Source organism: Borrelia parkeri (genome assembly GCF_023035815.1).
GTDB lineage: Bacteria > Spirochaetota > Spirochaetia > Borreliales > Borreliaceae > Borrelia > Borrelia parkeri.
Genome location: NZ_CP073166.1, coordinates 1 through 24,401, shown reverse-complemented (window position 1 = coordinate 24,401; position 24,401 = coordinate 1). Strand labels below are relative to the sequence as shown.

Here is a 24,401-nt window from a genome sequence, read left to right as displayed (position 1 = left end):
ATTATAATTTGTTAATAGTATAGAATGTTTATCCATTTATATAACTCATAAGTTTCCACATATAACTCATAAGTTTGCTACTAAAAATTAATAGTTTACACAAAAAACTCATAAGTTTAATTTACCTTTTTATACAAAATTAATAGTTTGCATAAAAAACTCAATAGTTGCTTTAAAAAAATATATAGTTACCTCCCTCTTTGCTAGATTAATAGTATTATATTTATATATATATGTTCTCTCTAAAAAATTTATTTACTAATAATATACCTTATATCCCTATTCATAAAATTAATCCTGATGAATTTATTCTCATTAGTAATTATCTTATTCTCTCTTCTAGCACTATTCACAATTTACTCGGCATTATTATGGCTTCCGGCATACCTTTAACACATCTAAAAGATCCTTTTATCAAAATATTTTATACTTTTAATAACAATATTATTACTTATACATTAAGTAATGGTCTACAGTTTCAACAATATTCTTTACTCGAACCCAATGTTATTGCTACTTCCATTAAAAATTTAAATAAAAATATTTTATCTTCTATTCATGCATACAAAATTAACTACATCGCTAAAAATATATTCAACTTCTCTATCACTACAAAACATATAATTTCTATATACTCTTTGATTGCTAAGTCTAAAAATACCTTCAATAATATCTATTACAATAATACTCATCTCAATATCCTATTAGATAATCAACCTTGTATACTAGACTTATACGAAAAAATAAACTATATTAAGTCTTTTAACAGACTAAAACTTAATAAAAATAACCTAGATCTATTTAAAAACCATACTAATAAAAATCTCTCTACTATTGCTTCTCTGGTTGAATCCTTCTTCCTTGATCAAACATCAAACAAAAACCTACATACCCTCAAATCTTATATTAATCTACACCTCAAACAACTTGGTATACCTTATAAATCTACTAATAGATTGCAAAAACAACTATTATCTCATATATTTTTGTGACATCTCTTTAAAAAAAATACATAAAAGAAAATAAATTTGTTCACTCAGCAGCAATTATGTACAAATTGATAATAATATATTGCTTGTACTATTGTAATGAAACCCTAAAAATTTCTTACCCTATTCCTTCCTGGAAAAATTACTTTTTCTCTCAATTCAAAAAAACTATTCTCTCATATATTTTTGTAATAAAACATTGTATAATACTTATAAGGAGACTTCTATGGGACTTGCCCAACCAGTTATCACACAGCAAATGGTCATCGCTGAACTTACTAAAGCCGGTATAAATAAAGATATCGCTATTGATCTGTCTTTCAGATATTATAAAAATGAACTCACTTACAAGGATATTGAGTTCTTAAAAGAAAACTTTGATATAAAATTGAAACACTTAGAAAATGGGATTAGTAGTATTAAGGATGAACTTAATACCAAAATCGATACTAAATTTAATGAACTCGATAAAAAAATAGACTCTGTTGAGAATAATTTTAACCTTAAGCTTGAAAAAGTTGAAGCTCTTTTACAATCTGAGATTAAATCTGTCAAAACCGAACTTGATAACAAGATTGATAACAAATTTAATGAACTCGATACCAAGATTGAGAATGTTAGAGTAGAACTTAATAATAAGATTGATAACAAATTTAATGAACTTGATAACAAAATAGATTCTGTTGAGAATAATCTTAATAACAAAATAGATACCAAATTCAATGAACTCGATAACAAAATAGATACCAAATTCAATGAACTCGATACTAAGATTGATGTTAACAAAATGGAACTTAAGAGTACATTAAGACTTCATAATTGGATGTTTGGGACTATTATTACCATCTCTATAGGTATTTTATTAACTCTTATCTTTAAGTAATTGTTTAATTTAATTAAAAAGCAATAAATCACATAAATTGATACTACTCTAAGAACTTGGTATACCTTATAAATCTACTAATAGATTGCAAAAACAACTATTTTCTCATATATTTTTGTGACATCTCTTAAAAAAATACATAAAAGAAAATAAATTTGTTCACTCAGCAGCAATTATGTACAAATTGATAATAATATTGCTTGTACTATTATAGTGAAATCCTAAAAAAATTTTTTAACCCCCTAGCTTAATATCAATTAGTAAAGCCTCTCTTTTTTCCTATTGCTTTAAAGCTTTTTTTACTTTATACTTACTATAAGGAGATTTTTATGGGGCTTGCCCAACCTGTTATTACTCAACAAATGGTCATCAATGAACTTACTAAAGCCGGTATAAATAAAGATATCGCTATTGATCTGTCTTTCAGATACTATCGTAATGAACTCACTTTCAAAGATATTGAATTCTTAAAAGAAAACTTTGATATAAAGCTTGAAAAGGTTGAGGCTCTTCTACAAGCTGAAATTAAATCTGTAGAGGCAACCTTACAAGCTGAAATTCAAAGGGTTGAGACAACCTTAAAATCAGACATTAAGGATCTTGATAATAAGATTGACACTGTTAGAAGTGAATTAAAATCTGACATTAAGGATCTTGATAATAAGATTGACACTGTTAGAAGTGAATTAAAATCAGACATTAAGGATCTTGATAACAAAATTAACACTGTTGAGAATAATCTTAACACCAAGATAGACACTGTTGAGAATAATCTTAACATCAAGATAGATACCAAATTCAATGAACTTGATAACAAAATAGATAATGTTGAAAATAATCTTAACACCAAGATTGATACTGTTGAGAATAATCTTAACATCAAGATTGATACTAAATTCAATGAACTTGATAACAAAATTGACAACGTTGAGAATAATCTTAACACCAAGATAGATACTGTTGAGAATAATCTTAACACTAAGATAGATACCAAATTTAATGCACTCGATACCAAAATAGATAATGTTGAAAATAATCTTAACATCAAGATTGATAACGTTAGAACTGAATTAAAATCTGATATTGCATCTATGAGCTATGAGATTTCTCTTGTTAGAAAAGATATGGAAATTAATAAGATGGAATTCAAAAGTACATCAAGATTACATAATTGGATGTTTGGTACTATTATTACCATCTCTATAGGTATTTTATTAACTCTTATCTTTAAGTAATTGTTTAATTTATTTAAACTTATTTCTATTCAATTAATTTATTATTATTTTTAGTCTCTGCAAGACTTAGGAAATCTACAAGATTAGATTTGAAGACTAATACAAAAAATTTATTCAAATGTGTTAGCTCAATTTCTTTATCAAAAGTTACAATCAAGCTCAAATTAGCATTAAACAAATGTTTTTAGATGCCTCAGATTCTATTCTTAACGTAATTACCAACTCCTAAATCTTAGTCTTAACATCAACAATTTTTGCCTCTTTAGCACTTTCTGTAATCTTGCCTAATGCCCCATTGATCAACTTATCAATTACTGAGTTAACTCTTGCTTAATACAATTACCACCATTAACAACTTATGTATTTTTTTAGTCTTAACAAATGTTATAATTAAGCAATTTTTGTGAAATACTTACCTATATATTCCTTCTTACTGTCATAATTAATATCAAGTACATCTATAAACATGTCGCTAAAAGAAATAAAAATAGATAAAAGACATTTTTTCAAATTAGCAATAAAGGTTAAAAAATACAGTTTTAGGATCCTCAACGTCTTTACTGCCATATCCACCACAGCTAAAAATAAAATTCATCAATAACACACTTAAAGTAATCTTTTTCATTATTATGTGACTACACATTTCAAAATCTTAATTCAAAATTAAAACTTATATTTTCATTTTATTTTTTTTGCTATATTTGTATTTCACTTAACACCACTAACCTCTAATGCATAAAAACAATAGACTCATTAAACTTTTTACAAATACTGATTTATAAAAATCAAAATATAGGAATATAAAATTTTAGAGCTTAATTAAGTATTCTTTTTAAAATGCTTAATCAAGCTCTAAAAGCCTAATAATGTCATTCACAAATTAGGTAGTCCTAAAATGAATAGCACTACTAACGATAGTTATCTTACAATAAATCTAAATCAAAATCAACTATTACTGTTTTTTAAAATCATTATCCTTTTTCATCATTATTTTTAATAATATTGCATAATTATTTTGTATTTCTTTAAGTAAAATTTTTTCTAGATCAGATATGTTCTTTTAAAAACTCTTTTATATTAATGATTTGTTGTTCTAATGAATTTATTTTTTCTCCTAAAACTTAAAAAATACAATTTACTTATGAAGTAAAATGAAATCTACTGCTTATTAAATAAACCTTTTATTCAAAAATTCCATCCTTAAAATCTTCTGTTTTATACGTTCGATAGGTTAAAATTATTTACGAACACTTTTCTCACTTATTCTTTTAAATTTTGAAATTTTTTTACAAACTCTTCGAGTAAATCTTTTTTACTTGAAAAAATCTCATCTAAAATGAATGCCGTCAATTTTGCATTTTTTTTATAAAAATCATAACTCTCTTGTTTTTTTAGTTGAAATTTTAATGGCTTTATTAAATTTTGTCTTAATTGTCGAGCATTAATTCTTTTTTTATTTCTTAAAGAAAGAATAACATCATGAATACCATTTTCAATAATATCTTGCTCTTCAACCAGACCTTCCTCCATGGCATTTGCTATTTTTAAATATTCATAAGCCTGGGTCTTAGCAATTTTATAATTTTTAGTAAATTCTTCAAAACTTTTATAACCATCCAACTTATAATATTCATTATCTTTAATCTCTTTTAAAATTTTCATATTTTCTATTTTATTAAGTATTTCCTTTTGAAAATTGAATACTAATCTTTCTTTCAAAGAAAGATAATATTTTACTGTTTTATTTTTATCATCTAAATTAGTTAAATCTTGATTTTCATTTTCAATAACACGCTTAGTTATTTTGATATTCACAATTAACCTCCTACATTACTTTTTTCCGTAGTACGGAAAAACTCGTAAATAGCGGTCTGATATTCTTTTATATAATCTTTGTTAAGATCAAATGCATCATTTTGTGCAATTCTTTTGTTTAAATCTTCTCTTTCAGATACAATACCTAAAAAATCAACCTTTTCTTTTATCATAACTAATAAATTCTTACGGGTATTATTTTTTTTAAAACGAGTTACCAAAACAAAAATAGGTATATTAAATTTCAATTTTCTTAAAAAAAATTCTAATATCTCTAAACTTTCAAATGACCATCTCTCAGCTGTCATTGGAACTATTATATAGTTACTACAAACTAAAGCATTTGTTAAAATAATATCTAAACTAGGACTTGTATCAATTATTATATAATCATATACGTGATGCAATAACTTCAAACTTTGTTTAAATCTTAATTCTTTAAAAGCAATATTATCATTATGAAAGAAATGTAAATTTAAATAACTCGGCAATAAACTCAAATTGTCATTTATTTTAATAATTGGCGAATTTATATTTATTTTATCAATTAATACTTCATAAATATTTTGAACTATAAGATTCAAATTTTGATCTTCTAGATTATCGTAAAAATAACTAGTAACTGAGGCTTGGGTATCCATATCGATTAAAAGCACTTTATGATCTCTTGCCAAAAGAGTTGCAAATATTATAGCACTTGTACTTTTTCCAACACCACCTTTAATTGATGCAATAGTAATTATTTTAGGTTTTTTTCTATCCATTTAGTTATAAGACCTCCTTCTGGGAATTTTTTATTGTAAAATTCATATACTTGTTTCTCCAGCCTCAAAAATGTCTTAATTAAAGAATCGTAATATTTCTTATTAGCTTTTTCTTTTTTAAGCAAATAAGCAATTCCTACAAGATAACAAAACACGCTACCCTTCTTAAATCTAAATTCTATGTAATAAACTTTTGAAAGCATAGATGCCTTCATAACCCCATTATCTTCATATTTTCTAATCACATTTTTTATTGGTTTTCTATAACCATAATAAATACCTAAGAATTTATCATCATCTCTTAAAGAAAATAGATGAAAATTGCTTATTCTTTTCCTATTGAATAAACCTCTAAATGCAATAAAGAATTTGTATTGCTGTTTTTTATTAATGGCAAATGTATAAAAGTCCGTCATAACTTTTGTATGGTACAATGTTTTGTTGTTATTGTTCTCTATCTGTAAAAAGATAGAGGTATCCCTTTTATCCTTAATTTCTAACTTTTTCTCTTTAAGGCGTTCTAATACATTCTTCATAACTAATCCTTAACTTGTAACTTTTTTAGATTCTCCTAATTGTAAATAATCTTTATTATTTTCCATTAATTCTAAAAGTTCACAGTAGTAATGGTTGCTAAATACCTTATTATATTCTAATGTGTTCTGTCTACTTAAATAATTCTTTAATATTGGTACCAAAACCGATGTGTCCACTTTATGTCTTAACTGATCAAGAAGTATGCTAAATATATTATTTCTAATGTCTCCCTCATTTTTTTGTGTGTTTTTATTAGTATATTCAACTGTTTTTTTAAGTTTTTCTATTATCTTTTTTAAATCACTGTATTTATCTTTTTCTATGATAAAGTGTGGTTTGTTTTTATATTGTGCATACACATTTTGTATTTGGCTCTCTAATTGTTTGCTGTCATATCCCTCATCCTTTAGATTATCTTTTATCTCATCTAGTATTTTACTTAATTCTTTTTGTTTAATTGCAAGTTTAATGTTATTTGGTTTAATTTCATTTATTCCTTTATACCCACTATTTTCAGCTATTTTAATGGCTTTAAATGATTGAATTTTAAAATCTTTGTCCGCTTCTAAATTCAAAATAGAGAGGAAAGCATTTGATTTAAAATTGCATTTCTTAGCGTATTTTTCTACTTGTAATTTTTCTATAGATTTTGTGTTGTTTTTATCTTCTTCTTTATTATTATAAGAATTATTAAAACACTCCCATTTTTCTACACTGCTATTTTTAGTGCAAGTTTTTTTAAAATACGCATTAATACGATTTTTGTGTCTCTCTTCTTTTTTTTCTCTGAAGTGTTTATTGATTATGCGGTAACATTCTTTTTTGTTGTATTTAAGTTTGTAATGAACTTCAGTTCCCATGTTAACACCCAAATGTCTGTGATAATTAATTGTCACTTTAAATTCTTTTTCTAATTTATATAGATAACTTTGTAGAGTTTTAAGTTTAACAGGTTTTTGGTCATTTTTTTTCATATTGTTATTAAAGTAATAAAGTATGTTGCTTTGAGTGTATTGCTTAAGATTTAAGTTCATATAATTTAGTGTAGATATTAAAACGATTAACTTGTGTTGGTATTTGTTGGTAGTCTTTTTTGTACTTTTCATATTTAATCTCCTAATTTGTGAATTTACTACTAACTATGATAATGCAATACCTATTAAAAAGTAAACCTGTTTATAATAAAAATATTTTTAGTAAATATATTATAGGAGTATCAAATGAATACAAATATTCCCAAAAATAAATGCGAAAAAAGTAGTGGTTGAGATTTAATATCTTGGTGTCTACTTAATAAAATAATCTAAGGTATTAAGACTGTTAATTAGACTATTGGTATTATAGGTAAAAACCTACTTGGTAGTGTTGCTATGAATTCTGATCCTAAGAAATCAGTAGTTAATGTCGCTAAAACTGTCGTAGCAGTAACTGGTGCTGACATATTACAGGTTATAGGGTTTAAACGTGGTGATAGTTCTGTTATTGATGCTGTCAATGTAATGCTGAAGATATTACTATAACAGTTGTTATAGATTTAAGATCCATGATTAAAGGTGGTAAATTTGATGGTTCTGATATTGCTGATAATGATTATGCTCTTGCAGTTAAAGATGTGGCATTAAGTATAGTCACTAAAGCAATGGGTATTTTAACTATAGCAATAAGAAAAACAATTGACATAGGTCTTAAAACCGTTAAAGATGCTATGAAAATTAATTTTTATGAAAATTAATTTTAGTGATACTTCTTTAGCTACTGATAAGTAGATCCTTCAAACTAAGAAAAACTAGTTAAGATTTAATAACAATAAATATAACTAAATAAAGTCATTTGAGGAAAACTATTTCTCTTCATAAGAATTGTTTTCCTTTTGTTTTTATGCTTATCAAAGGTTGTTAATCGTCTTGTCCTCCTGAGTTGAGTAAAAAAGGAGGCACGTGATAATGAAAAGAATTACTTTTTGTGCATTATTAATGACTTTATTTTTACTTCTTGGCTGTGGCAGTGGACAACAATCAGTTGATGCTGCTAATGGTGGCGGGGCAGCTACAGGAGGGAGCAGTTTAAGTGCAGTTCTAATGAATGTAGGTAGAAGTGCTGAGAATGCTTTTTATTCTTTTTTAGAGTTACTCTCAGATACATTAGGCTTTACTGCTAAATCAACTACAAAGAAAGAGGATGTAGGAGATTATTTTAACAGCTTAGGTGCTAAGCTTGGAAAAGCATCAGCAGAGTTAGAACAAGTAGCAAAAAAGTCAGAAACAGAGCTTGATAAAGGTGATCTAAGCAAGGCTATTAGAAGTGCAGTTGATGCTGCTAAGGCTACTTTAAGTACATTAAAAACACATTTAGATTCCTTAGGAACAATAGGTGATGACAATGTGGTAGGCGATGCAGCAACCAATACTCAAGGGACAACACCAGCTGATGTTGAATTAAAGAAAGCCCTTAAGGCTTTGCAGGAGATAGTAAAATCAGCAAAGGAAAAAGGTGTGAAAGAGCCAGAAGCAGGAGACACAGCAGTAAAGGTTGGTGCTAATGGGACAGATAATAAGGATGGGGCTAAGATATTGGCTACAGATAGTGCTGCAGCAGCAACAGATGCAGGTAAAGCAGCAGCAATACTAGCAACAGTAAGTGGAAATGAAATGTTAGCATCAATAGTTAATTCAACAGAAGGAGATGTTAAAGTAGTAGCAGCCGCAGCAACTGAAAATACAACCCCACTGGAATTTGCTAAAGGAGGTAATGGAGCTAATTTAGCAAAAGATACAGCTAAAGCAGCAGCTGTAGCAGGAGGAATAGCTTTACGTTCCTTAGTTAAAGATGGTAAATTAGCATCAGGTGCAGCAGATGGACAAGGAGGAGGAAAAGAAGAGGTGCAAAAAGTAGGAGTAAGTGCTGTAAATAAGTTATTAGTAGCAGTAGAAGATATAATTAAAAAAACAGTAAAGAATGTTCTTGAGAAAACTAAACAAAAAATAGATCAAGCAAGAGCTCCAAAATCAACAGCTCAGCAGTAAATTAGATAGTTAGATTAGATTACTTAAAAGTAAGATTAGAAGGCAATTTTAGATTTATATCTAAAATTGCCTTCTATATTGTTGTAATAAAACTTAAGAAGTTAAATTGGCTACTGAGAGTAAGAATACTTTCTTAGATTCATTAGTTAAGATAGGTCATGGGTTTTACGAGATTTTTGGCGTCTTTGGTAATGCTATTGGTGATGCTTTAGGGCTTACAGCAGTTAAATCTGATGACAAGAGAAGTAAAGTTGATGAACACTTTAAGACTATAGGTGATGGACTTACAACTACTAAGAATAAGTTAAATGAGCTATCAAATAAAATATCTGAAGCAAAAAATGCTGATGGTAGTACAATTGAAGCTGTTAAGGGTGCAATTAAAGGTGTAAATGATGTCTTTGATAAATTAATTACTTCTGTAACTAAGCTTGCTGGTGTAACTAAGGACGATTCTCTGATTGGTGATACCGCTAGTGCTGGTGCTTCAGCACCAGCTAATAAAGATAGTGTTGAAGCTATAATTGTAGGAGTTAAAGAAATTATTGATGTAGCAGATAAGTCTGGAATAAAGATTGATGCTGGGAATGCCGGTAGTCCGGTAGCCAATGGTGCGGGAACTGCAACTGCTACTATTAATGCTAATGCTGCTGCAGGTGCTGGAGCTGGTCCTAAGCTAGCTGAAGAAGTAGCTAAAGCAGATCCATGGGCGATGATTGCAAAGATAAAGGATGCTAAGACTAAAACTGAACAACTTACTGCTGGTGCTGATAATAATGCAGGAGAATTAGCTACTGGTGCTAATGCTGCTGATGCTAATGGTGCTAAAGCTGCTACTAATGCCGACCTAGCAGCAGCAGTTGCCCTTAAGGCAATGACTAAAAGTGGTAAACTTAGTGCTAATGCTGCTAATAATGAAGCTGATGCAGTTAAAGCTGCTGCTGTAATTGCTGTAAATAAGGTATTAGGAATACTTGATTTGATAATTAAGAAAACAGTATCAAGAGAACTAGATAAAGTAGGAAAAGCTGTTAAGGGGATACAGTACTCTGAGATTACTACAGAAACAACCGAAGCTAGTACTACTCAATCTGCTGCTACTAAATAAATTATCTAATTAAATAATCTAAATAATAAAGTCATTTGAGGAAAACATTTCTCTTCATAAGATTCGTTTTCCTTTTGTTTTTTATCTAGTCCTTCTGAATAAATAAGGAGGCAGGTAATAATGAAAAGAATTACTTTTTGTGCGTTATTGATGACTTTATTTTTACTTCTTAGTTGTGGGAGTGGTAGTACTAAGGTGGAAGATCCTAAAACCACTTTCTTAAACTCTATTGCTAATTTAGGTAAAGGGTTCTTAGATGTTTTTACTTCTCTTTCTGATATGGTTGCTGGTGCCTTTGGCATTAAGGCTGAGACTAAGAAATCTGACATTGGTCAGTATTTCACTTCTATTGAAACTACTATGAACACAGTTAAAAAAAAGTTACAAGATGAAGTTGCTACTAATGGAAATTACTCAAAACTTAAATCAGTTGTTGATAAGTTTATCACAGGCACATTAGACAAGATCGCTGATGGGGCTAAAACAGCTGCTACTGGGGCTACTGGTGATGTTATTATTTCAGCTGGACATGGGGCTACTCCTGCTAGCAAGGAGTCAGTTGTTTCACTGGTTAAAGGGATTAAGACTATTGTTGATGTGGTTTTAAAAGACAATGAGGGAAATGCAGAGGCTACTAAGACTGCAGAAGATGATAAAAAGGACATTGGGAAGTTGTTTGATGGAAAAAAAGATGATGCTAAAGAAGAAAATATTGCAAAAGCATCAGCTAGTATTGGTGCCGTAACTGGTGCTGACATCCTAAAAGCTATTGCTAAATCTAAAGAAGATCCTACTGCGAATAGTACTGAGGGCATTGAAAAAGCTACAGATGCAGCAGAGATTGCTATTGCTCCGGCTGTTAACAACAAGAAAGAAATTAAAGATGCAGCAGCACAAAAGGACGCAGTTATTGCTGCGGGTATTGCTTTAAGAGCTATGGCTAAGGGTGGTAAACTTGCTGCTAAGGATGAAGAGAAGTCTGCTCATGCAGTTAATGGTGCAGCGGCAAGTGTTGTTGGTAAGACTTTAAGTACTCTTATTATTGCTATTAGAAATACTGTTGATAGTGGATTAAAGACAATAAGTGATGCTCTTGCTACAGTTACACAAGAAGATAAATCTTTAGATTCTACTACACCTGCAGAAGCAGCAACTGGTGGACAAAAACAATAAATAATTATTAATAAAACATACATAACTAAATAAAGTCATTTGAGGAAAACTATTTCTCTTCATGAGATTTGTTTTCCTTTTATCTATATCTTATCCCCTTTAGTAATAAGGAGGCACGTGATAATGAAAAGAATTACTTTTTGTGCATTATTAATGACTTTATTTTTACTTCTTAGTTGTGGCAGTGGGGGTACTAAGGCTGAGGATCCTCAGAGTAGATTCTTAAAGTCAGTTATTAGTTTAAGTAATGACTTCTTAAATGTTTTCACTTCCCTTTCTGATATGGTTGGAGGGGTTTTAGGTTTTGATACTAATACTAAAAAGTCTGATGTTGGAGTTTACTTTAAGAAAGTACATGATACTCTTTCATCTACTAAGACAGCCCTTGAGAAAATTGTTGCTGATATGAAATCTGAAAATAATCCTAATTCTTCTGCAGTTGAAACTGCTGTAACTAATTTAGTTACAACCACTCTTGATAAAATAATTGATGGAGCTAAAACTGCTAGTGAGGCTATTGGTACTATAGGTGATGAGTTGCTTGGTAATATTTCTGATAAGGGTGCTGGTGATAATACTTCTCATGGTTCTGGTGCGAAGTCTGATAGTGTTGAAAATTTAATTAGGGGCGTCAAATCAATTGTAGACGTGGTACTTAAAGACAAAGGAAATGCTGAGGCTGGTACTGATAAAAAAGCTGAAGATGGGGGGCAAAGGTCTGAGGGCAATGCTGGTGATGGTGAAGCAACTAAATTATTTGTTGGTACTGGTAATGCTGGGGATGTCGGTCAAACTAAGAAGTCAGCAGCTGATGCTGCTAAAGCTGTTGGGGCTGTGACTGGGGCTGATATTCTAAAAGCTATTGTTAAAGATGATGGTGATGCTGCTAAATTAGCTAAGAATAATGTTGCAGCTGTTAACGCTACTGGCAGACCTAAAGATGCGGTTATAGCAGGAGGTATTGTACTGCGAGCAATGGCTAAAGATGGTAAATTTGCTAATGCAAGTGCTGATGATCAAGGGGCTGTTTCTTCTGAAATTAAAGGAACAGCATCAAGTGCAGTAACTAAGGCTTTGGGTACTCTTATTATTGCTATAAGAAATACTATTGATTTGGGTCTTAAAACAGTTAAAGATGCTATTAAATTTAATACTACTGATACTACTGTAACTACTGATAATCAGACTCCTGAAACTAAGAAGAACTAATAGTCAGTACTAAAGAGTATTTAATAACAATAAACATAACTAAATAAAGTCATTTGAGGAAAACTTTTCTCTTCATGAGAACCGTTTTCCTTTTATTTATGTCTTATCCCCTTGAGTAAAAAAGGAGGCACGTGATAATGAAAAGAATTACTTTAAGTGCGTTATTGATGACTTTATTTTTACTTATGAGCTGTGGCAGTGGTAGTGCTAAGGTGGAAGATCCTAAAACCACATTCTTAAATTCTATTGCTAATTTAGGTAAAGGGTTCTTAGATGTTTTTACTTCCCTTTCTGATATGGTTGCTGGTGCTTTTGGTATTAAAGCAGATACTAAAAAATCTGATATTGGTAAGTATTTCACTTCTATTGAAACTACTATGAACACAGTTAAAAAGAAATTACAAGATGAAGTTACTAAGAATGGGAATTACTCAAAACTTAAAACAGTCGTTGATACGTTTATCACTAATACATTAGACAAAATAGCAGAAGGTGCAAAGGAAGCTGCTAAAGGGGCTGAGGGTAATGACCCAATTGGTAATGTTGCTGTTGGTGGTGCAGCTGCTGCTGGTGCTGGTGCGGCGAGTGAGGCAAATGCAGTTAAATCTCTTAGTGAAGGGATTGGAAAGATTGTAGATGTAGTACTTAAAGGCAAAGGAAGTGCTAATGCTGGTACTGATAAAAAATCCGATGGTCTTACTGCAAGAACCGCTGCAGCTGCAGCTGGTGATGGTGAAGCAGGTAAATTATTTGCTGCTGCTAATGCTGGTGATGCTGCTAATGCAAAGAAATCAGCTGCTGATGTTGCTAAGGCTGTTGGTGCTGTAACTGGTGCTGACATTTTACAAGCTATTGTTAAAGATAATGGTGATGCTGCTAAGTTAGCTAGAGAAACAACCGGCAATGCTGCTACACCTAAAGATGCTGTTATTGCAGGAGGGATAGCGTTAAGAGCAATGGCTAAGGATGGTAAGTTCGCTAATGCTAGTGATAATGCTAATGCTGATGCAAAGAAAGCAGTAGAGGATGCAGTAGTAAGTGCAGTAACTAAAGCATTAAATGCATTAACTATTGCAATAAGAAATACTGTTGATAGTGGATTAAAGACAATCAGTGAAGCATTAGCAGCCGTTAAACAAGAAGATAAGTCTTTAGATTCTACTACACCTACAGACGCAGCAGCTAGTGGACAACAACAATAAATAATTATCAATAAAACATAACTAAATAAAGTCATTTGAGGAAAACTATTTCTCTTCATGAGGATTGTTTTCCTTTTATCTATATCTAGCCTCTTTGAGTGAAAGGGAGGCATGTAATAATGAAAAGAATTACTTTTTGTGCGTTATTAATGACTTTATTTTTACTTATGAGTTGTGGTAGTGGTAGTGCTAAGGTGGAGGATCCTAAAACCACTTTCTTAAATTCTATTGCTAATTTAGGTAAAGGGTTCTTAGATGTTTTTACTTCCCTTTCTGATATGGTTGCTGGTGCTTTTGGTATTAAAGCAGATACTAAAAAATCTGATATTGGTCAGTATTTCACTGATATTGCAAACACTATGAACACAGTTAAAAAGAAATTACAGACAGAAGTTGCTAAGAATGGCAATTACTCAAAACTTAAATCAGTTGTTGATACGTTTATTACAGGCACATTAGACAAGATCGCAGAAGGGGCTGAAACAGCTGCTAGTGGTCTTAAAGATGCTAATAGTAATTTGGGAGCTATAGAAAAAGCTGATGATAATAGTAAAGGAGCAAATGCAATTAGTGTAGGAAATCTAGTTAAAGGAATAAAAACTATAGTAAATGTGGTTTTAAAACCAAATGAAGGTGATGGGGTAAAAGATGTAACTAATCCTCTTGATGACGATAAGAAAAAAATAGGAAAACTATTTGGTGATAAAACCGGTAATGGAGCAGAAGAGAAACATATAGCTGCTGCTAGTGCTTCAATTGGTGCAGTGACTGGGTCTGATATACTAAAAGCTATTGCTAAGTCTAGTGATCAATCAGTTTCTGGTAAGGCAAGTGAGGCAAAAGATTCAGCAGGGCTTGCAATGGCTAATGGTGATTCAACTGAAACTACTGACTTAAATGCAGCAGCAAAGAAAGATGCAGTTATTGCTGCTGGTATAGTCCTAAGGTCTATGGCTAAGGATGGTAAATTTATTGTTAAGGATACTGCTGCAAATAAAACTGAGGCTGAGGCAGCTAAAGGGGTTGCTGCTAATGCTGTAAACAAAACTTTAAGTACTTTAATAATAGCAATAAGAAATACTGTTGATAGTGGTTTAAAGACAATTAGTGATACTCTTGCTACAGTTACACAAGAAGATAAGTCTGTAGATTCTACTACACCTGCAGAAGCAGCAACTAGTGTACAGCAACAATAAAAAATTATTAATAACAAATACATAACTAAATAAAGTCATATAAGGAAAACTCTTCTCTTCATGAGATTTGTTTTCCTTTTAGCTATATCTTGTCCCTTGTTGAGGTAATAAGGAGGCACGTGATAATGAAAAGAATTACTTTTTGTGCGTTATTAATGACTTTATTTTTACTTCTTGGTTGTGGCAGTGGCAGTACTAAGACGGAAGATCCTAAAACCACTTTCTTAACTTCTATTGCTAATTTGGGTAAAGGGTTCTTAGATGTTTTTACTTCCCTTTCTGATATGATCACTGGGGCTTTTGGTATTAAGGCTGACACTAAAAAGGAAGATATTGGAGCTTATTTCACTAAAATTGCAGAGACTATGACATCTGTTAAAAAGAAATTACAAGAGGAAGTTGCTAATAATGGAAATTACTTGAAACTTAAGACAGTTGTTAATACGTTTATCACTAACACATTAGATAAAATTGCTGAAGGAGCTAAAACAGCAGCTAGTGGGGCTACAACTGATGCTGCTATTGGTGGTGCTCCTACTGCGGGTCAAGATGCGTCACCTGCAGAAGTTGCAAGTGTAAATGCTCTTGTTAAAGGAATTAAAACAATGGTTGAAGTGGTGCTAAAAAAGGATGAGGGTAATTCAGGGGCTACTAAAACTGCTGAAGAACAGCAAAAATCAATTGGTAAGTTATTTGGTACTAACGCTGCTGATGGGACAGAAGCACATGGAGCAGCTGCTAGTGCTTCAATTGGAGCAGTAAGTGGTGCTGACATCTTAAAAGCTATTGCTAGCTCTGCTGAGGCTGGTACTGGTGAGATTAAAGTTGAGACAGCAAAGAATGCTGCTGAGATTGCTGCTGCTAAGGCAGAAGCCGCTAAAGAGATTACAATAGAATCAGCAAAGAAAGATGCAGTTATTGCTGCGGGTATAGCACTGCGAGCAATGGCTAAGGGTGGTAAATTTGCTGCTAAGAATAATGAAGAGAAATCAGCTCATGCAGTTAATGGTGCAGCTGCTAGTGCTGTTGGTAAGACTTTAAGTACCCTTATTATTGCTATTAGGAATACTGTTGATAGTGGTTTAAAGACAATAAGTGATGCTCTTGCTACAGTTAAACAAGAAGATAAATCTGTAGAAGCTACTACACCCGCAGAAACAGCAACTAGTGGACAGTAACAATAAATAATTATTAATAAAACATACATAACTAAATAAAGTCATTTGAGGAAAACCCTTCTTTTCATAAGAATTGTTTTCCTTTTATCTGTATCTTGCCCCCTGAGGTAATAAGGAGGCACGTGATAATGAAAAGAATTACTTTTTGTGCGTTATTAATGACTTTATTTTTACTTCTTAGTTGTGGTAGTGGTAGTGCTAAGGTGGAAGATCCTAAAACCACATTCTTATCTTCTATTGCTAATTTAGGTAAAGGGTTCTTAGATGTTTTTACTTCTCTTTCTGATATGGTTGGAGGTGTTTTAGGGTTTAATACTAATACTAAAAAGTCTGACATTGGTAAGTATTTCACTGATATTGAAAACACTATGAACACAGTTAAAAAGAAATTACAAGAGGAAGTTGCTAAGAATGGTAATTACTCAAAACTTAAATCAGTTGTTGATAAGTTTATCACTAATACATTAGACAAAATAGCAGAAGGTGCAAAGGAAGCTGCTAAAGGGGCTGAGGGTAATGACCAAATTGCTAATGTTGCTGAACCTAATGGCGGTGCAGGTGTTGCTGCTGGTTCTGATGCAGTTAAGTCTCTTAGTGAAGGGATTGGAAAGATTGTAGATGTAGTACTTAAAGGCAAAGGAAATGCTGATGCTGGTGATGATAAGAAAGCTGAAGATGGTGATACTGCAAGAAATAATGATGGTGCAGGAAAACTATTTGCTAACGATAACGCCGGAGCAGCTGATGCTGCAAAAAAATCAGCTGCTGATGCGGCTAAAGCTGTTGGTGCTGTAACTGGTGCTGATATCTTAAAAGCTATGGTTAAAAATGATGGTAATGCCTCTAAGTTAGCTAAGAATAATGCTGCTCAAGTTGCTGGTGTTGCTGCGCCTAAAGATGCAGAAGTAGCAGGAGGTATAGCATTGAGAGCTATGGCTAAGAGTGGTAAATTCGCTAACAGTAGTGCTGCTGATGCTCAAGGGGTTATTGCTACCACAGTTAAAGGAGTAGCAATAAGCGCAGTAACTAAAGCATTGGGTACTTTAACTATTGCTATAAGGAATACTGTTGATAGTGGCTTAAAGTCAATTAGTGCAGCTCTTGCTACAGTGACACAAGAAGATAAGTCTGCAGATTCTGCTACACCTGTAGACGCAACATATAGTGGACAGCAACAATAAAAAAATTATTAATAAAACATAACTAAATAAAGTCATTTAAGGGAAACTCTTCTCTCTTCCTGAGATTCGTTTTCCTTTTATTTATGTCTTTTCCCTTGAGTAAAAAATGAGGCACGTGATAATGAAAAGAATTACTTTTTGTGCATTATTAATGACTTTATTTTTACTTCTTAGTTGTGGGAGTGGCAGTACTAAGACTGAGGATCCTCAGAGTAGATTCTTAAAATCTATTATTAGTTTAAGTAATGACTTCTTAAATGTTTTTACTTCCTTTGCTGATATGCTTGGAGGGGTTTTAGGGTTTAATACTAATACTAAGAAGTCTGATGTTGGAAACTACTTTCAGACCATTCATGATACTGTACAAGGAACTAAGAATAAACTTGAAAAAATTGTTGCTGATATGAAATCTGAAAATAATCCTAATTCAGAGGCTACTGATACCGCTGTAAAAGCTCTAATTACTAATACTCTTGATAAGATAATCCAGGGGGCTAAGACTGCTAGTGAGGCTATTGGTTCTGATAATAACCCAATTGCTAATGTTGCTGCTCAAACAGTTGTTGGTGCTTTTGCTGAAGAAGCTTCGGTTAAGTTGCTTAGTGAGGGGGTTGGAACGATTGTAAATGTAGTGCTTAAAAATATAGGAAGTGTTGATGCTGGTACTGATAAAAAAGCTGAAGATGGTAGCGCAAGAGGGAATAATGATGGTGCAGCTAAGTTGTTTGGTAATACTGCTATTGCTGCTGATTCAAAAAAATCAGGTACCGATGCTGCTAAGGCTGTTGGTGCTGTAACTGGCGCTGATATACTACAAGCCATTTCTAAAGGTGATGCAGGCAAAGCTGCCAAGTTGGCTAAAAATAATGCTGCTAATGCAGCTGATGCTACTAATGCTAAGGATGCAGTTGTAGCGGGAGGTATAGCACTGAGAGCAATGGCTAAAAATGGTAAATTTCCTGGTGGTGAAGCTGGTGGTCATGATGATTATGCGGCTGAAATTAAGGGGGCAGCTGTAAGTGCTGTTACTAAGGCGTTGGATACTCTCACAATAGCAATAAGAAATACTATTAATACAGGGCTTAAGACTGTTAAGGATGCTATGAATATTAATTCTACTGCTGCTCCTGCAACTACTGATAATACAACCTCTGAAACTAAGAAGGACTAGTTAAAAATTAATAACAATAAACATAACTAAATAAAGTCATTTGAGGAAAACTATTTCTCTTCATGAGATTCGTTTTCCTTTTTTACTATCTGTAATAATACTCAGGTCTAAATAGTATTGATAGCTATCCTTTAACAACGGATTGATGGTAAGATTTCATTTCAGCTTTTTGATAAACTAAAAAAAATAGACTAAATACTTTATTTTAGATTTAGGGACCCTTTTAAATCACATTTTACTAAAATAAGGTTCCTATAACACTTAAGATATTATATAATAATTATATAAGGAGATTTTTATGGGACTTGCTCAACCAGTTATTACTCAACAAATGGTTATAGCAGAACTTACTAAAGCTGGTATAAATAGAGATATTGCTATTGATCTCTCTTACAGATATTATAAAAATGAGCTTACACACAAGGATATTGAGTATTTAGAGACTACTTTTAACCTTAAGCTTGAAAAAGTTGAAGCACTCTTACAAGCTGAGATTAAATCAAGCAAAACTGATCTGGATACTAAAATTGATACTAAATTCAATGAACTTGATAACAAGATTGATACAGTTAGAAGTGAATTAAAATCTGACATTAAAGACCTTGATACCAAAATTGATTCTGTTGAGAATAATCTTAATACTAAGATTGATACAGTTAGAAGTGAATTAAAATCTGACATTAAAGACTTGGATACCAAAATCGATTCTGTTGAGAATAATCTTAATACTAAGATTGATACAGTTAGAAGTGAATTAAAATCTGACATTAAAGACCTTGATAATAAGATTGATACTAAATTCAATGAACTTGATAATAAGATTGATGTTAACAAAATGGAACTTAAAAGTACATTAAGACTTCATGGTTGGATGTTTGGTACCATTATTACCCTAAATATAGGAATATTTTTAACATTAATGTCCATAGTTTATTCATTGTTGAATAAATGAATTTAAATTAATTAAACCTTTTCTTTTTTTGACTACATATCAGTTATTTTTTTAGAAAATTATTTAATTTTTTGTTAGAGACAATTAATATCTGCTAATTTTCTCATTGTATTTAGTTTTTGCAAGGTTACAGTATCTATGCTTTTAGCTTTTTTTATTTTGTTCAAAGGTTGTTAACCATTTTGCTACTTGAGGTAATAAGGAGGCACGTGATAATGAAAAGAATTACTTTTTGTGCGTTATTAATGACTTTATTTTTACTTCTTAGCTGTGGAAGTGGACAACTTCAGGCTGAGAAATTGGCTGCTGAATCTAAAATTTCTTTCTTTGATTCACTTATCAAAATAGGTCATGGGTTTTACGAGATTTTTGGCTTTTTTGGTAATGCTATTGGGGATGCTTTTGGATTTACAGCAGTTAAATCGGGTGATAAGAGAAGTAAAGTTGGTGAACACTTTAAGACTATAGGAGATGGACTTACAACTACTAAGAATAAATTAAATGAGCTATCAAGTAAAATATCTGAAGCAAAAAATGCTAATGGCAGTACAATTGAAGCTGTTAAGGGTGCAATTAAAGGTGCAAATGGAGTTTTTGAAAAACTAGTTGCCGCTCTAACTAAACTTGCTGGGGTAACTAATGATAGTGCTACTGATATTGGTGATAATGCAGCTGGTGCTGCAGTAGCTGCCGATAAAGATAGCGTTGAAACTATTATTAAAGAAGTTAAAGCTATAATTGAGACTGCCGAAAAGTCTGGTGTAAAGATTGAAAAAGGGAATGACGGTGGTACTGGAGCAGCAGCTGCTGATGCTACTGCCACTGCCGCACTTGGTGGTAATAATGGTGCTGGTGCTGGTGCTGGTGCTGGTTCTAAACTAGCTGATGAGATAACTAAGGCAGACCCATGGGCAATGATTGACAAGGTTAAAAATGCTAAGATCACATCTGCTGTTCTGACCGCAGATGCTAATAATGATGCTGGGGCATTAGCTACTGGTGGTAATGCTAATGGCAATAATGGTGCTAAGGCGGCTACTAATGCAGACTTAGCAGCTGCTGTTGCTCTTAAAGCTATGATTAAAGATGGTAAATTTAGTGCTAATGCTGCTGATAAAGATATTGTTAAGGCGGCAGCTGTAAGTGCTGTAAATAAGGTATTAGGAGTCATCGACGTGATAATTAGGAAAACAGTATCAATCAATCTAGATAAAGTAAGAGAAGCAGTTAAAGGAATACAGTACTCTGAGACTACTACTGAATCAACTGAAGCTAGTACGACTACTCAACCTACTGTTACTAAATAAATTATCTAATTAAATAATCTAAATAAAGTCATTTGAGGGAAACTCTTCTCTTCATGAGAATTGTTTTCCTTTTTTACTATTCATAATAATACTCAGGTCTAAATAGTATTAATAGAAATCATTCAACAACAGATTGATTGTAAGACTGCATTTGAGATTTTGGTAAGATAAAAAAAACAGACTAAATACTTTATGTTATAGTTAGGGACCTTCTTAGGTCACATTTTACTAAAGTAAGGTTCCTATAACAGTTAAAATATTATATAATAATCATATAAGGAGATTCTTATGGGACTTGCACAACCTGTTATTACTCAACAAATGGTTATAGCAGAACTTACTAGAGCTGGTATAAATAGAGATATTGCTATTGATTTATCTTACAGATATTATAAAAATGAACTGACTTACAAGGATATTGAGTATTTAGAGACTACTTTTAACCTTAAGCTTGAAAAGGTAGAAGCAACCTTACAAACTGAGATTCAAAGGGTTGAGGCAACCTTAAAATCTGATATTAGGGACCTAGATAACAAAATAGATACAGTCAGAAGTGAATTAAAATCAGACATTAAAGACCTAGATAACAAAATAGATACAGTCAGAGGTGAATTAAAATCTGATATTAAAGATCTGGATAATAAGATTGATACTGTTGAGAATAATCTTAATACTAAGATAGATACTAAATTCAATGAACTTGATACTAAGATTGATACTAAATTCAATGAACTTGATACCAAGATTGATAACGTTAGAAATGAGGTTTCTCTTGTTAGAAAAGATATGGAAATTAATAGGGTGGAGCTTGATAGTAAACTTGATAAAACCGCATCTGAATTTAAAAGTACATCAAGACTACATAATTGGATGTTTGGAACCCTTATTACCCTTAATATAGGAATATTTTTAACATTAATGTCCATAGTCTATTCATTGTTGAATAAGTAAATTTATTTGATTATCTCCCTTATTTAATTGATTACATATCAATTGTTTTTTTACAAAATCATTTAATTATTCATTAATAACAATTATCAATATTAATTGTTATATTATGCTCAATCTCTGTAAGATTATAGTGCCTATACTTTTAGTTTTTGTTTTTATGCTTATTCAAAGTTTGTTAACCATCTTGCCCCTTTGAGTAAAAAATGAGGCACGTGATAATGAAAAGAATTACTTTTTGTGCGTTATTAATGACTTTATTTTTACTTCTTAGCTGTGGCAGTGGACAACAGGCTGCTGATGCTGGGAAGACTGGTTCAGAGAAAGGGACTGGAAGTTTAAGTGAAGTAATTGCAAGCTCAAGACAATTATTTTTGGATGCTTTTGTTTCTTTTGGAAATTTACTAAAAGAAGCATTTGGTCTTACTGCAGATACAACTAAAAAAGCAGTAGGAGAACGATTGGGTAAGGTTGGAGAAGCAGTGAAAATAGCTAAAGATAAGTTAGAAGAGCTAAAGGGAAATGAGCAGTTTAATTTAATAAAAGATAAAGCTGAAAGTACAATTAATAAGGCAATTGATACTTTAAGAAAGATAGTTGAAGGAGCAAGTAAAATTAAGGATGCTACTGGTAGTGCTAATGGTAAAGTTGGTGGTAATGTTGGTGATACTGAGGATGCAGAGAAAGCAGATGCAGCAAGCGTTAAGGGTCTTGTTGAAGGGATTAGTATGATCTATGAGGCAGCAAAGGAAGTTGGTGTTGATCTAAAAGGAAATGCTAATAAGCAGATTGAGGATTCTAAAGAAGTTGGAAATTTATTTAATGCTACTGCTAATGTTACTGATGCCAAGGCACTAAGCGGAGCTAGTAAAGCAGTAATTGCAGCTAGTGGTGCAGATATATTAGCAGCAATTGAAGCAGTTAAGGATACAAGTAAACCTGCTGGCCAAATTACTGCTGCAACAAATGCTTTTGAAATTGCAATTGCTAATAAGAGTAACGGGAATGCTACTCATGTTCAAACAAATGCATCAGCAATAGCAGCAGGTTTAGCATTGAGAGCAATGGCTAAAGATGGTAAATTGGCAACCAAGGCTAATGATGCACCAAAAGAAGGAATAAATGCAGTATTAATAGGAGTAGTTGGTAAAACTGTAAATGAGATAGTATCTATTGTAAGAAGAACAGTTGATAAATGTTTAAAAGATGTTGATGATTGCATAAAAGAAGATTCCAGTAGTGTAGTGAAAGCTAAGTAATATAGTGTGGTTATTCATTGGAATAAGTTTTTACAAGCAGGAATTCCTGCTTTTTTATCTAAATACTCAGTATCTTTAGTGATACTGAGTATGAAGTTAGTTTTTACTAATTGATATTAAGCTAGGGGGTCGAAAAAAATTTTTTTAGGTTTTCATTACAATAGTACAAGCAATATATTATTATCAATTTGTACATAGTTGCTGCTGAGTGAACAAATTTATTTTCTTTTATGTATTTTTTTTAAAGAGATGTCACAAAAATGTACAATGTATAATTACAAAAATATATGAGATAATAGTAGTTTTTGCAATCTATTAGTAGATTTATAAGGTATACCAAGTTGTTTGAGGTGTAGATTAATATAAGATTTGAGGGTATGTAGGTTTTTGTTTGATGTTTGATCAAGGAAGAAAGATTCAACCAGAGAAGCAATAGTAGAGAGAGTTTTATTAGTATGGTTTTTAAATGGATCTAGGTTATTTTTATTAAGTTTTAGTCTGTTAAAAGACTTAATATAGTTTATTTTTTCGTATAAGTCTAGTATACAAGGTTGATTATCTAATAGGATATTGAGATGAGTATTATTGTAATAGATATTATTGAAGGTAATTTTAGACTTAGCAATCAAAGAGTAGATAGAAATTATATGTTTTGTAGTGATAGAGAAGTTGAATATATTTTTAGCGATGTAGTTAATTTTGTATGCATGAATAGAAGATAAAATATTTTTATTTAAATTTTTAATAATGGAAGTAGCAATAACATTGGGTTCGAGTAAAGAATATTGTTGAAACTGTAGACCATTACTTAATGTATAAGTAATAATATTGTTATTAAAAGTATAAAATATTTTGATAAAAGGATCTTTTAGATGTGTTAAAGGTATGCCGGAAGCCATAATAATGCCGAGTAAATTGTGAATAGTGCTAGAAGAGAGAATAAGATAATTACTAATGAGAATAAATTCATCAGGATTAATTTTATGAATAGGGATATAAGGTATATTATTAGTAAATAAATTTTTTAGAGAGAACATATATATATAAATATAATACTATTAATCTAGCAAAGAGAGGAGGTAACTATATATTTTTTTAAAGCAACTATTGAGTTTTTTATGCAAACTATTAATTTTGTATAAAAAGGTAAATTAAACTTATGAGTTTTTTGTGTAAACTATTAATTTTTAGTAGCAAACTTATGAGTTATATGTGGAAACTTATGAGTTATATAAATGGATAAACATTCTATACTATTAACAAATTATAAT

Annotated in this window: 23 protein-coding genes and 1 pseudogene; 18 read left to right on the top strand and 6 right to left on the bottom strand. The window is 31.4% G+C overall.

The annotated features are described in order from the left end of the window. The first annotated feature begins 233 nt into the window (after nucleotides 1–233). The 3 genes from bpSLO_RS06210 (at nucleotide 234) to bdr (bpSLO_RS06200) (ending at nucleotide 3,107) form a co-directional block, all read left to right on the top strand. Nucleotides 234–992, top strand: coding sequence for a hypothetical protein (locus tag bpSLO_RS06210; RefSeq protein WP_246990028.1), 759 nt, complete (start codon nucleotides 234–236; stop codon nucleotides 990–992). A gap of 223 nt (nucleotides 993–1,215) precedes the next feature. Then, nucleotides 1,216–1,872, top strand: a complete 657-nt coding sequence (gene bdr, locus bpSLO_RS06205; RefSeq protein ID WP_025407646.1) for a Bdr family repetitive protein — start codon at nucleotides 1,216–1,218, stop codon at nucleotides 1,870–1,872. A 329-nt stretch (nucleotides 1,873–2,201) separates the two neighbouring features. Further along, nucleotides 2,202–3,107 carry a Bdr family repetitive protein gene (bdr, locus tag bpSLO_RS06200; protein ID WP_246990027.1) on the top strand — a complete coding sequence of 302 codons (906 nt, stop codon included), beginning with the start codon at nucleotides 2,202–2,204 and terminating at the stop codon, nucleotides 3,105–3,107. A 390-nt stretch (nucleotides 3,108–3,497) separates the two neighbouring features. On the opposite strand, the gene bpSLO_RS08140 is transcribed toward bdr (bpSLO_RS06200), so the two are convergent. The 5 genes from bpSLO_RS08140 to bpSLO_RS06180 form a co-directional block, all read right to left on the bottom strand. Beyond that, nucleotides 3,498–3,617: a variable large family protein gene (locus bpSLO_RS08140; RefSeq protein ID WP_432432496.1), complete on the bottom strand. Its 120-nt coding sequence runs from the start codon at nucleotides 3,615–3,617 to the stop codon at nucleotides 3,498–3,500. A 750-nt stretch (nucleotides 3,618–4,367) separates the two neighbouring features. After that, nucleotides 4,368–4,922, bottom strand: coding sequence for a chromosome replication/partitioning protein (locus bpSLO_RS06195; RefSeq protein ID WP_246990026.1), 555 nt, complete (start codon nucleotides 4,920–4,922; stop codon nucleotides 4,368–4,370). A 2-nt stretch (nucleotides 4,923–4,924) separates the two neighbouring features. Next, nucleotides 4,925–5,686 (bottom strand): ParA family protein, encoded by a 762-nt coding sequence (locus bpSLO_RS06190; RefSeq protein WP_246990025.1) that lies wholly within the window; start codon nucleotides 5,684–5,686, stop codon nucleotides 4,925–4,927. Continuing rightward, entirely contained in the window at nucleotides 5,662–6,222 is a 561-nt protein-coding gene (locus bpSLO_RS06185) for a DUF226 domain-containing protein (protein WP_246990024.1), read from the bottom strand. The genes bpSLO_RS06190 and bpSLO_RS06185 overlap by 25 nt, the downstream gene beginning before the upstream one ends. A 9-nt stretch (nucleotides 6,223–6,231) precedes the next feature. After that, nucleotides 6,232–7,329, bottom strand: a complete 1,098-nt coding sequence (locus tag bpSLO_RS06180) for a plasmid maintenance protein (protein ID WP_246990023.1) — start codon at nucleotides 7,327–7,329, stop codon at nucleotides 6,232–6,234. Between the two features lie 264 nt (nucleotides 7,330–7,593). Here bpSLO_RS06180 and bpSLO_RS06175 point away from each other — a divergent pair, with 264 nt between their 5' ends. The 15 genes and pseudogenes from bpSLO_RS06175 to bpSLO_RS06105 all read left to right on the top strand — a co-directional run bounded on the left by bpSLO_RS06175 (nucleotide 7,594) and on the right by bpSLO_RS06105 (nucleotide 23,130). Continuing rightward, complete coding sequence (locus bpSLO_RS06175; protein WP_246990022.1) at nucleotides 7,594–7,743, top strand: hypothetical protein; 150 nt, start codon at nucleotides 7,594–7,596, stop codon at nucleotides 7,741–7,743. Nucleotides 7,744–7,766: 23 nt separating this feature from the next. After that, entirely contained in the window at nucleotides 7,767–7,955 is a 189-nt protein-coding gene (locus tag bpSLO_RS06170; RefSeq protein WP_246990021.1) for a variable large family protein, read from the top strand. 211 nt (nucleotides 7,956–8,166) lie between these two features. After that, nucleotides 8,167–9,246: a variable large family protein gene (locus bpSLO_RS06165; RefSeq protein WP_246990020.1), complete on the top strand. Its 1,080-nt coding sequence runs from the start codon at nucleotides 8,167–8,169 to the stop codon at nucleotides 9,244–9,246. A 103-nt stretch (nucleotides 9,247–9,349) separates the two neighbouring features. After that, a pseudogene (locus bpSLO_RS06160) lies at nucleotides 9,350–10,354 on the top strand (variable large family protein); the annotation flags it as partial. A gap of 120 nt (nucleotides 10,355–10,474) precedes the next feature. Beyond that, nucleotides 10,475–11,527 carry a variable large family protein gene (locus bpSLO_RS06155; RefSeq protein WP_432432495.1) on the top strand — a complete coding sequence of 351 codons (1,053 nt, stop codon included), beginning with the start codon at nucleotides 10,475–10,477 and terminating at the stop codon, nucleotides 11,525–11,527. A gap of 123 nt (nucleotides 11,528–11,650) precedes the next feature. Then, the gene (locus tag bpSLO_RS06150; RefSeq protein WP_246990019.1) at nucleotides 11,651–12,736 is read left to right on the top strand and encodes a variable large family protein; all 1,086 of its coding nucleotides are present in this window, start codon (nucleotides 11,651–11,653) and stop codon (nucleotides 12,734–12,736) included. A 137-nt stretch (nucleotides 12,737–12,873) separates the two neighbouring features. Next, nucleotides 12,874–13,938, top strand: coding sequence for a variable large family protein (locus bpSLO_RS06145; RefSeq protein ID WP_246990018.1), 1,065 nt, complete (start codon nucleotides 12,874–12,876; stop codon nucleotides 13,936–13,938). A gap of 116 nt (nucleotides 13,939–14,054) precedes the next feature. Beyond that, the gene (locus bpSLO_RS06140; protein WP_246990031.1) at nucleotides 14,055–15,134 is read left to right on the top strand and encodes a variable large family protein; all 1,080 of its coding nucleotides are present in this window, start codon (nucleotides 14,055–14,057) and stop codon (nucleotides 15,132–15,134) included. A 122-nt stretch (nucleotides 15,135–15,256) separates the two neighbouring features. Beyond that, nucleotides 15,257–16,312, top strand: a complete 1,056-nt coding sequence (locus bpSLO_RS06135) for a variable large family protein (RefSeq protein ID WP_246990030.1) — start codon at nucleotides 15,257–15,259, stop codon at nucleotides 16,310–16,312. Between the two features lie 128 nt (nucleotides 16,313–16,440). Next, a complete protein-coding gene (locus tag bpSLO_RS06130) occupies nucleotides 16,441–17,493 on the top strand; it encodes a variable large family protein (RefSeq protein WP_422385943.1) in 1,053 nt (350 codons plus the stop codon). A gap of 121 nt (nucleotides 17,494–17,614) precedes the next feature. Next, complete coding sequence (locus bpSLO_RS06125) at nucleotides 17,615–18,664, top strand: variable large family protein (RefSeq protein WP_041178830.1); 1,050 nt, start codon at nucleotides 17,615–17,617, stop codon at nucleotides 18,662–18,664. Nucleotides 18,665–18,962: 298 nt separating this feature from the next. Continuing rightward, nucleotides 18,963–19,616, top strand: a complete 654-nt coding sequence (gene bdr, locus bpSLO_RS06120; RefSeq protein WP_246990017.1) for a Bdr family repetitive protein — start codon at nucleotides 18,963–18,965, stop codon at nucleotides 19,614–19,616. Between the two features lie 215 nt (nucleotides 19,617–19,831). Then, a complete protein-coding gene (locus bpSLO_RS06115; RefSeq protein WP_432432494.1) occupies nucleotides 19,832–20,923 on the top strand; it encodes a variable large family protein in 1,092 nt (363 codons plus the stop codon). A 288-nt stretch (nucleotides 20,924–21,211) separates the two neighbouring features. Next, entirely contained in the window at nucleotides 21,212–21,874 is a 663-nt protein-coding gene (bdr, locus tag bpSLO_RS06110; protein ID WP_246990016.1) for a Bdr family repetitive protein, read from the top strand. 218 nt (nucleotides 21,875–22,092) lie between these two features. Beyond that, on the top strand, nucleotides 22,093–23,130 hold the full coding sequence (locus bpSLO_RS06105; protein ID WP_246990015.1) for a variable large family protein: 1,038 nt from the start codon (nucleotides 22,093–22,095) through the stop codon (nucleotides 23,128–23,130). A gap of 275 nt (nucleotides 23,131–23,405) precedes the next feature. Here bpSLO_RS06105 and bpSLO_RS06100 read toward each other — a convergent pair whose 3' ends face one another. Next, complete coding sequence (locus bpSLO_RS06100; RefSeq protein ID WP_246990014.1) at nucleotides 23,406–24,167, bottom strand: hypothetical protein; 762 nt, start codon at nucleotides 24,165–24,167, stop codon at nucleotides 23,406–23,408. Between the last annotated feature and the right edge of the window lie 234 nt (nucleotides 24,168–24,401).

What these genes read in the sequence shown, in the direction of transcription:
- bpSLO_RS06125 (WP_041178830.1), top strand. Translation starts at nt 17,615, where the DNA reads ATGAAAAGAATTACTTTTTGTGCATTATTAATGACTTTATTTTTACTT.
- bpSLO_RS06100 (WP_246990014.1), bottom strand. Translation starts at nt 24,167, where the DNA reads ATGTTCTCTCTAAAAAATTTATTTACTAATAATATACCTTATATCCCT.
- bpSLO_RS06175 (WP_246990022.1), top strand. Translation starts at nt 7,594, where the DNA reads ATGAATTCTGATCCTAAGAAATCAGTAGTTAATGTCGCTAAAACTGTC.
- bpSLO_RS06150 (WP_246990019.1), top strand. Translation starts at nt 11,651, where the DNA reads ATGAAAAGAATTACTTTTTGTGCATTATTAATGACTTTATTTTTACTT.
- bdr (WP_246990016.1), top strand. Translation starts at nt 21,212, where the DNA reads ATGGGACTTGCACAACCTGTTATTACTCAACAAATGGTTATAGCAGAA.
- bpSLO_RS06185 (WP_246990024.1), bottom strand. Translation starts at nt 6,222, where the DNA reads ATGAAGAATGTATTAGAACGCCTTAAAGAGAAAAAGTTAGAAATTAAG.
- bdr (WP_025407646.1), top strand. Translation starts at nt 1,216, where the DNA reads ATGGGACTTGCCCAACCAGTTATCACACAGCAAATGGTCATCGCTGAA.
- bpSLO_RS06155 (WP_432432495.1), top strand. Translation starts at nt 10,475, where the DNA reads ATGAAAAGAATTACTTTTTGTGCGTTATTGATGACTTTATTTTTACTT.
- bpSLO_RS06210 (WP_246990028.1), top strand. Translation starts at nt 234, where the DNA reads ATGTTCTCTCTAAAAAATTTATTTACTAATAATATACCTTATATCCCT.
- bpSLO_RS06190 (WP_246990025.1), bottom strand. Translation starts at nt 5,686, where the DNA reads ATGGATAGAAAAAAACCTAAAATAATTACTATTGCATCAATTAAAGGT.
- bpSLO_RS06180 (WP_246990023.1), bottom strand. Translation starts at nt 7,329, where the DNA reads ATGAAAAGTACAAAAAAGACTACCAACAAATACCAACACAAGTTAATC.
- bpSLO_RS06130 (WP_422385943.1), top strand. Translation starts at nt 16,441, where the DNA reads ATGAAAAGAATTACTTTTTGTGCGTTATTAATGACTTTATTTTTACTT.
- bpSLO_RS06165 (WP_246990020.1), top strand. Translation starts at nt 8,167, where the DNA reads ATGAAAAGAATTACTTTTTGTGCATTATTAATGACTTTATTTTTACTT.
- bpSLO_RS06145 (WP_246990018.1), top strand. Translation starts at nt 12,874, where the DNA reads ATGAAAAGAATTACTTTAAGTGCGTTATTGATGACTTTATTTTTACTT.
- bpSLO_RS06115 (WP_432432494.1), top strand. Translation starts at nt 19,832, where the DNA reads ATGAAAAGAATTACTTTTTGTGCGTTATTAATGACTTTATTTTTACTT.
- bdr (WP_246990017.1), top strand. Translation starts at nt 18,963, where the DNA reads ATGGGACTTGCTCAACCAGTTATTACTCAACAAATGGTTATAGCAGAA.
- bpSLO_RS06170 (WP_246990021.1), top strand. Translation starts at nt 7,767, where the DNA reads ATGATTAAAGGTGGTAAATTTGATGGTTCTGATATTGCTGATAATGAT.
- bpSLO_RS06105 (WP_246990015.1), top strand. Translation starts at nt 22,093, where the DNA reads ATGAAAAGAATTACTTTTTGTGCGTTATTAATGACTTTATTTTTACTT.
- bdr (WP_246990027.1), top strand. Translation starts at nt 2,202, where the DNA reads ATGGGGCTTGCCCAACCTGTTATTACTCAACAAATGGTCATCAATGAA.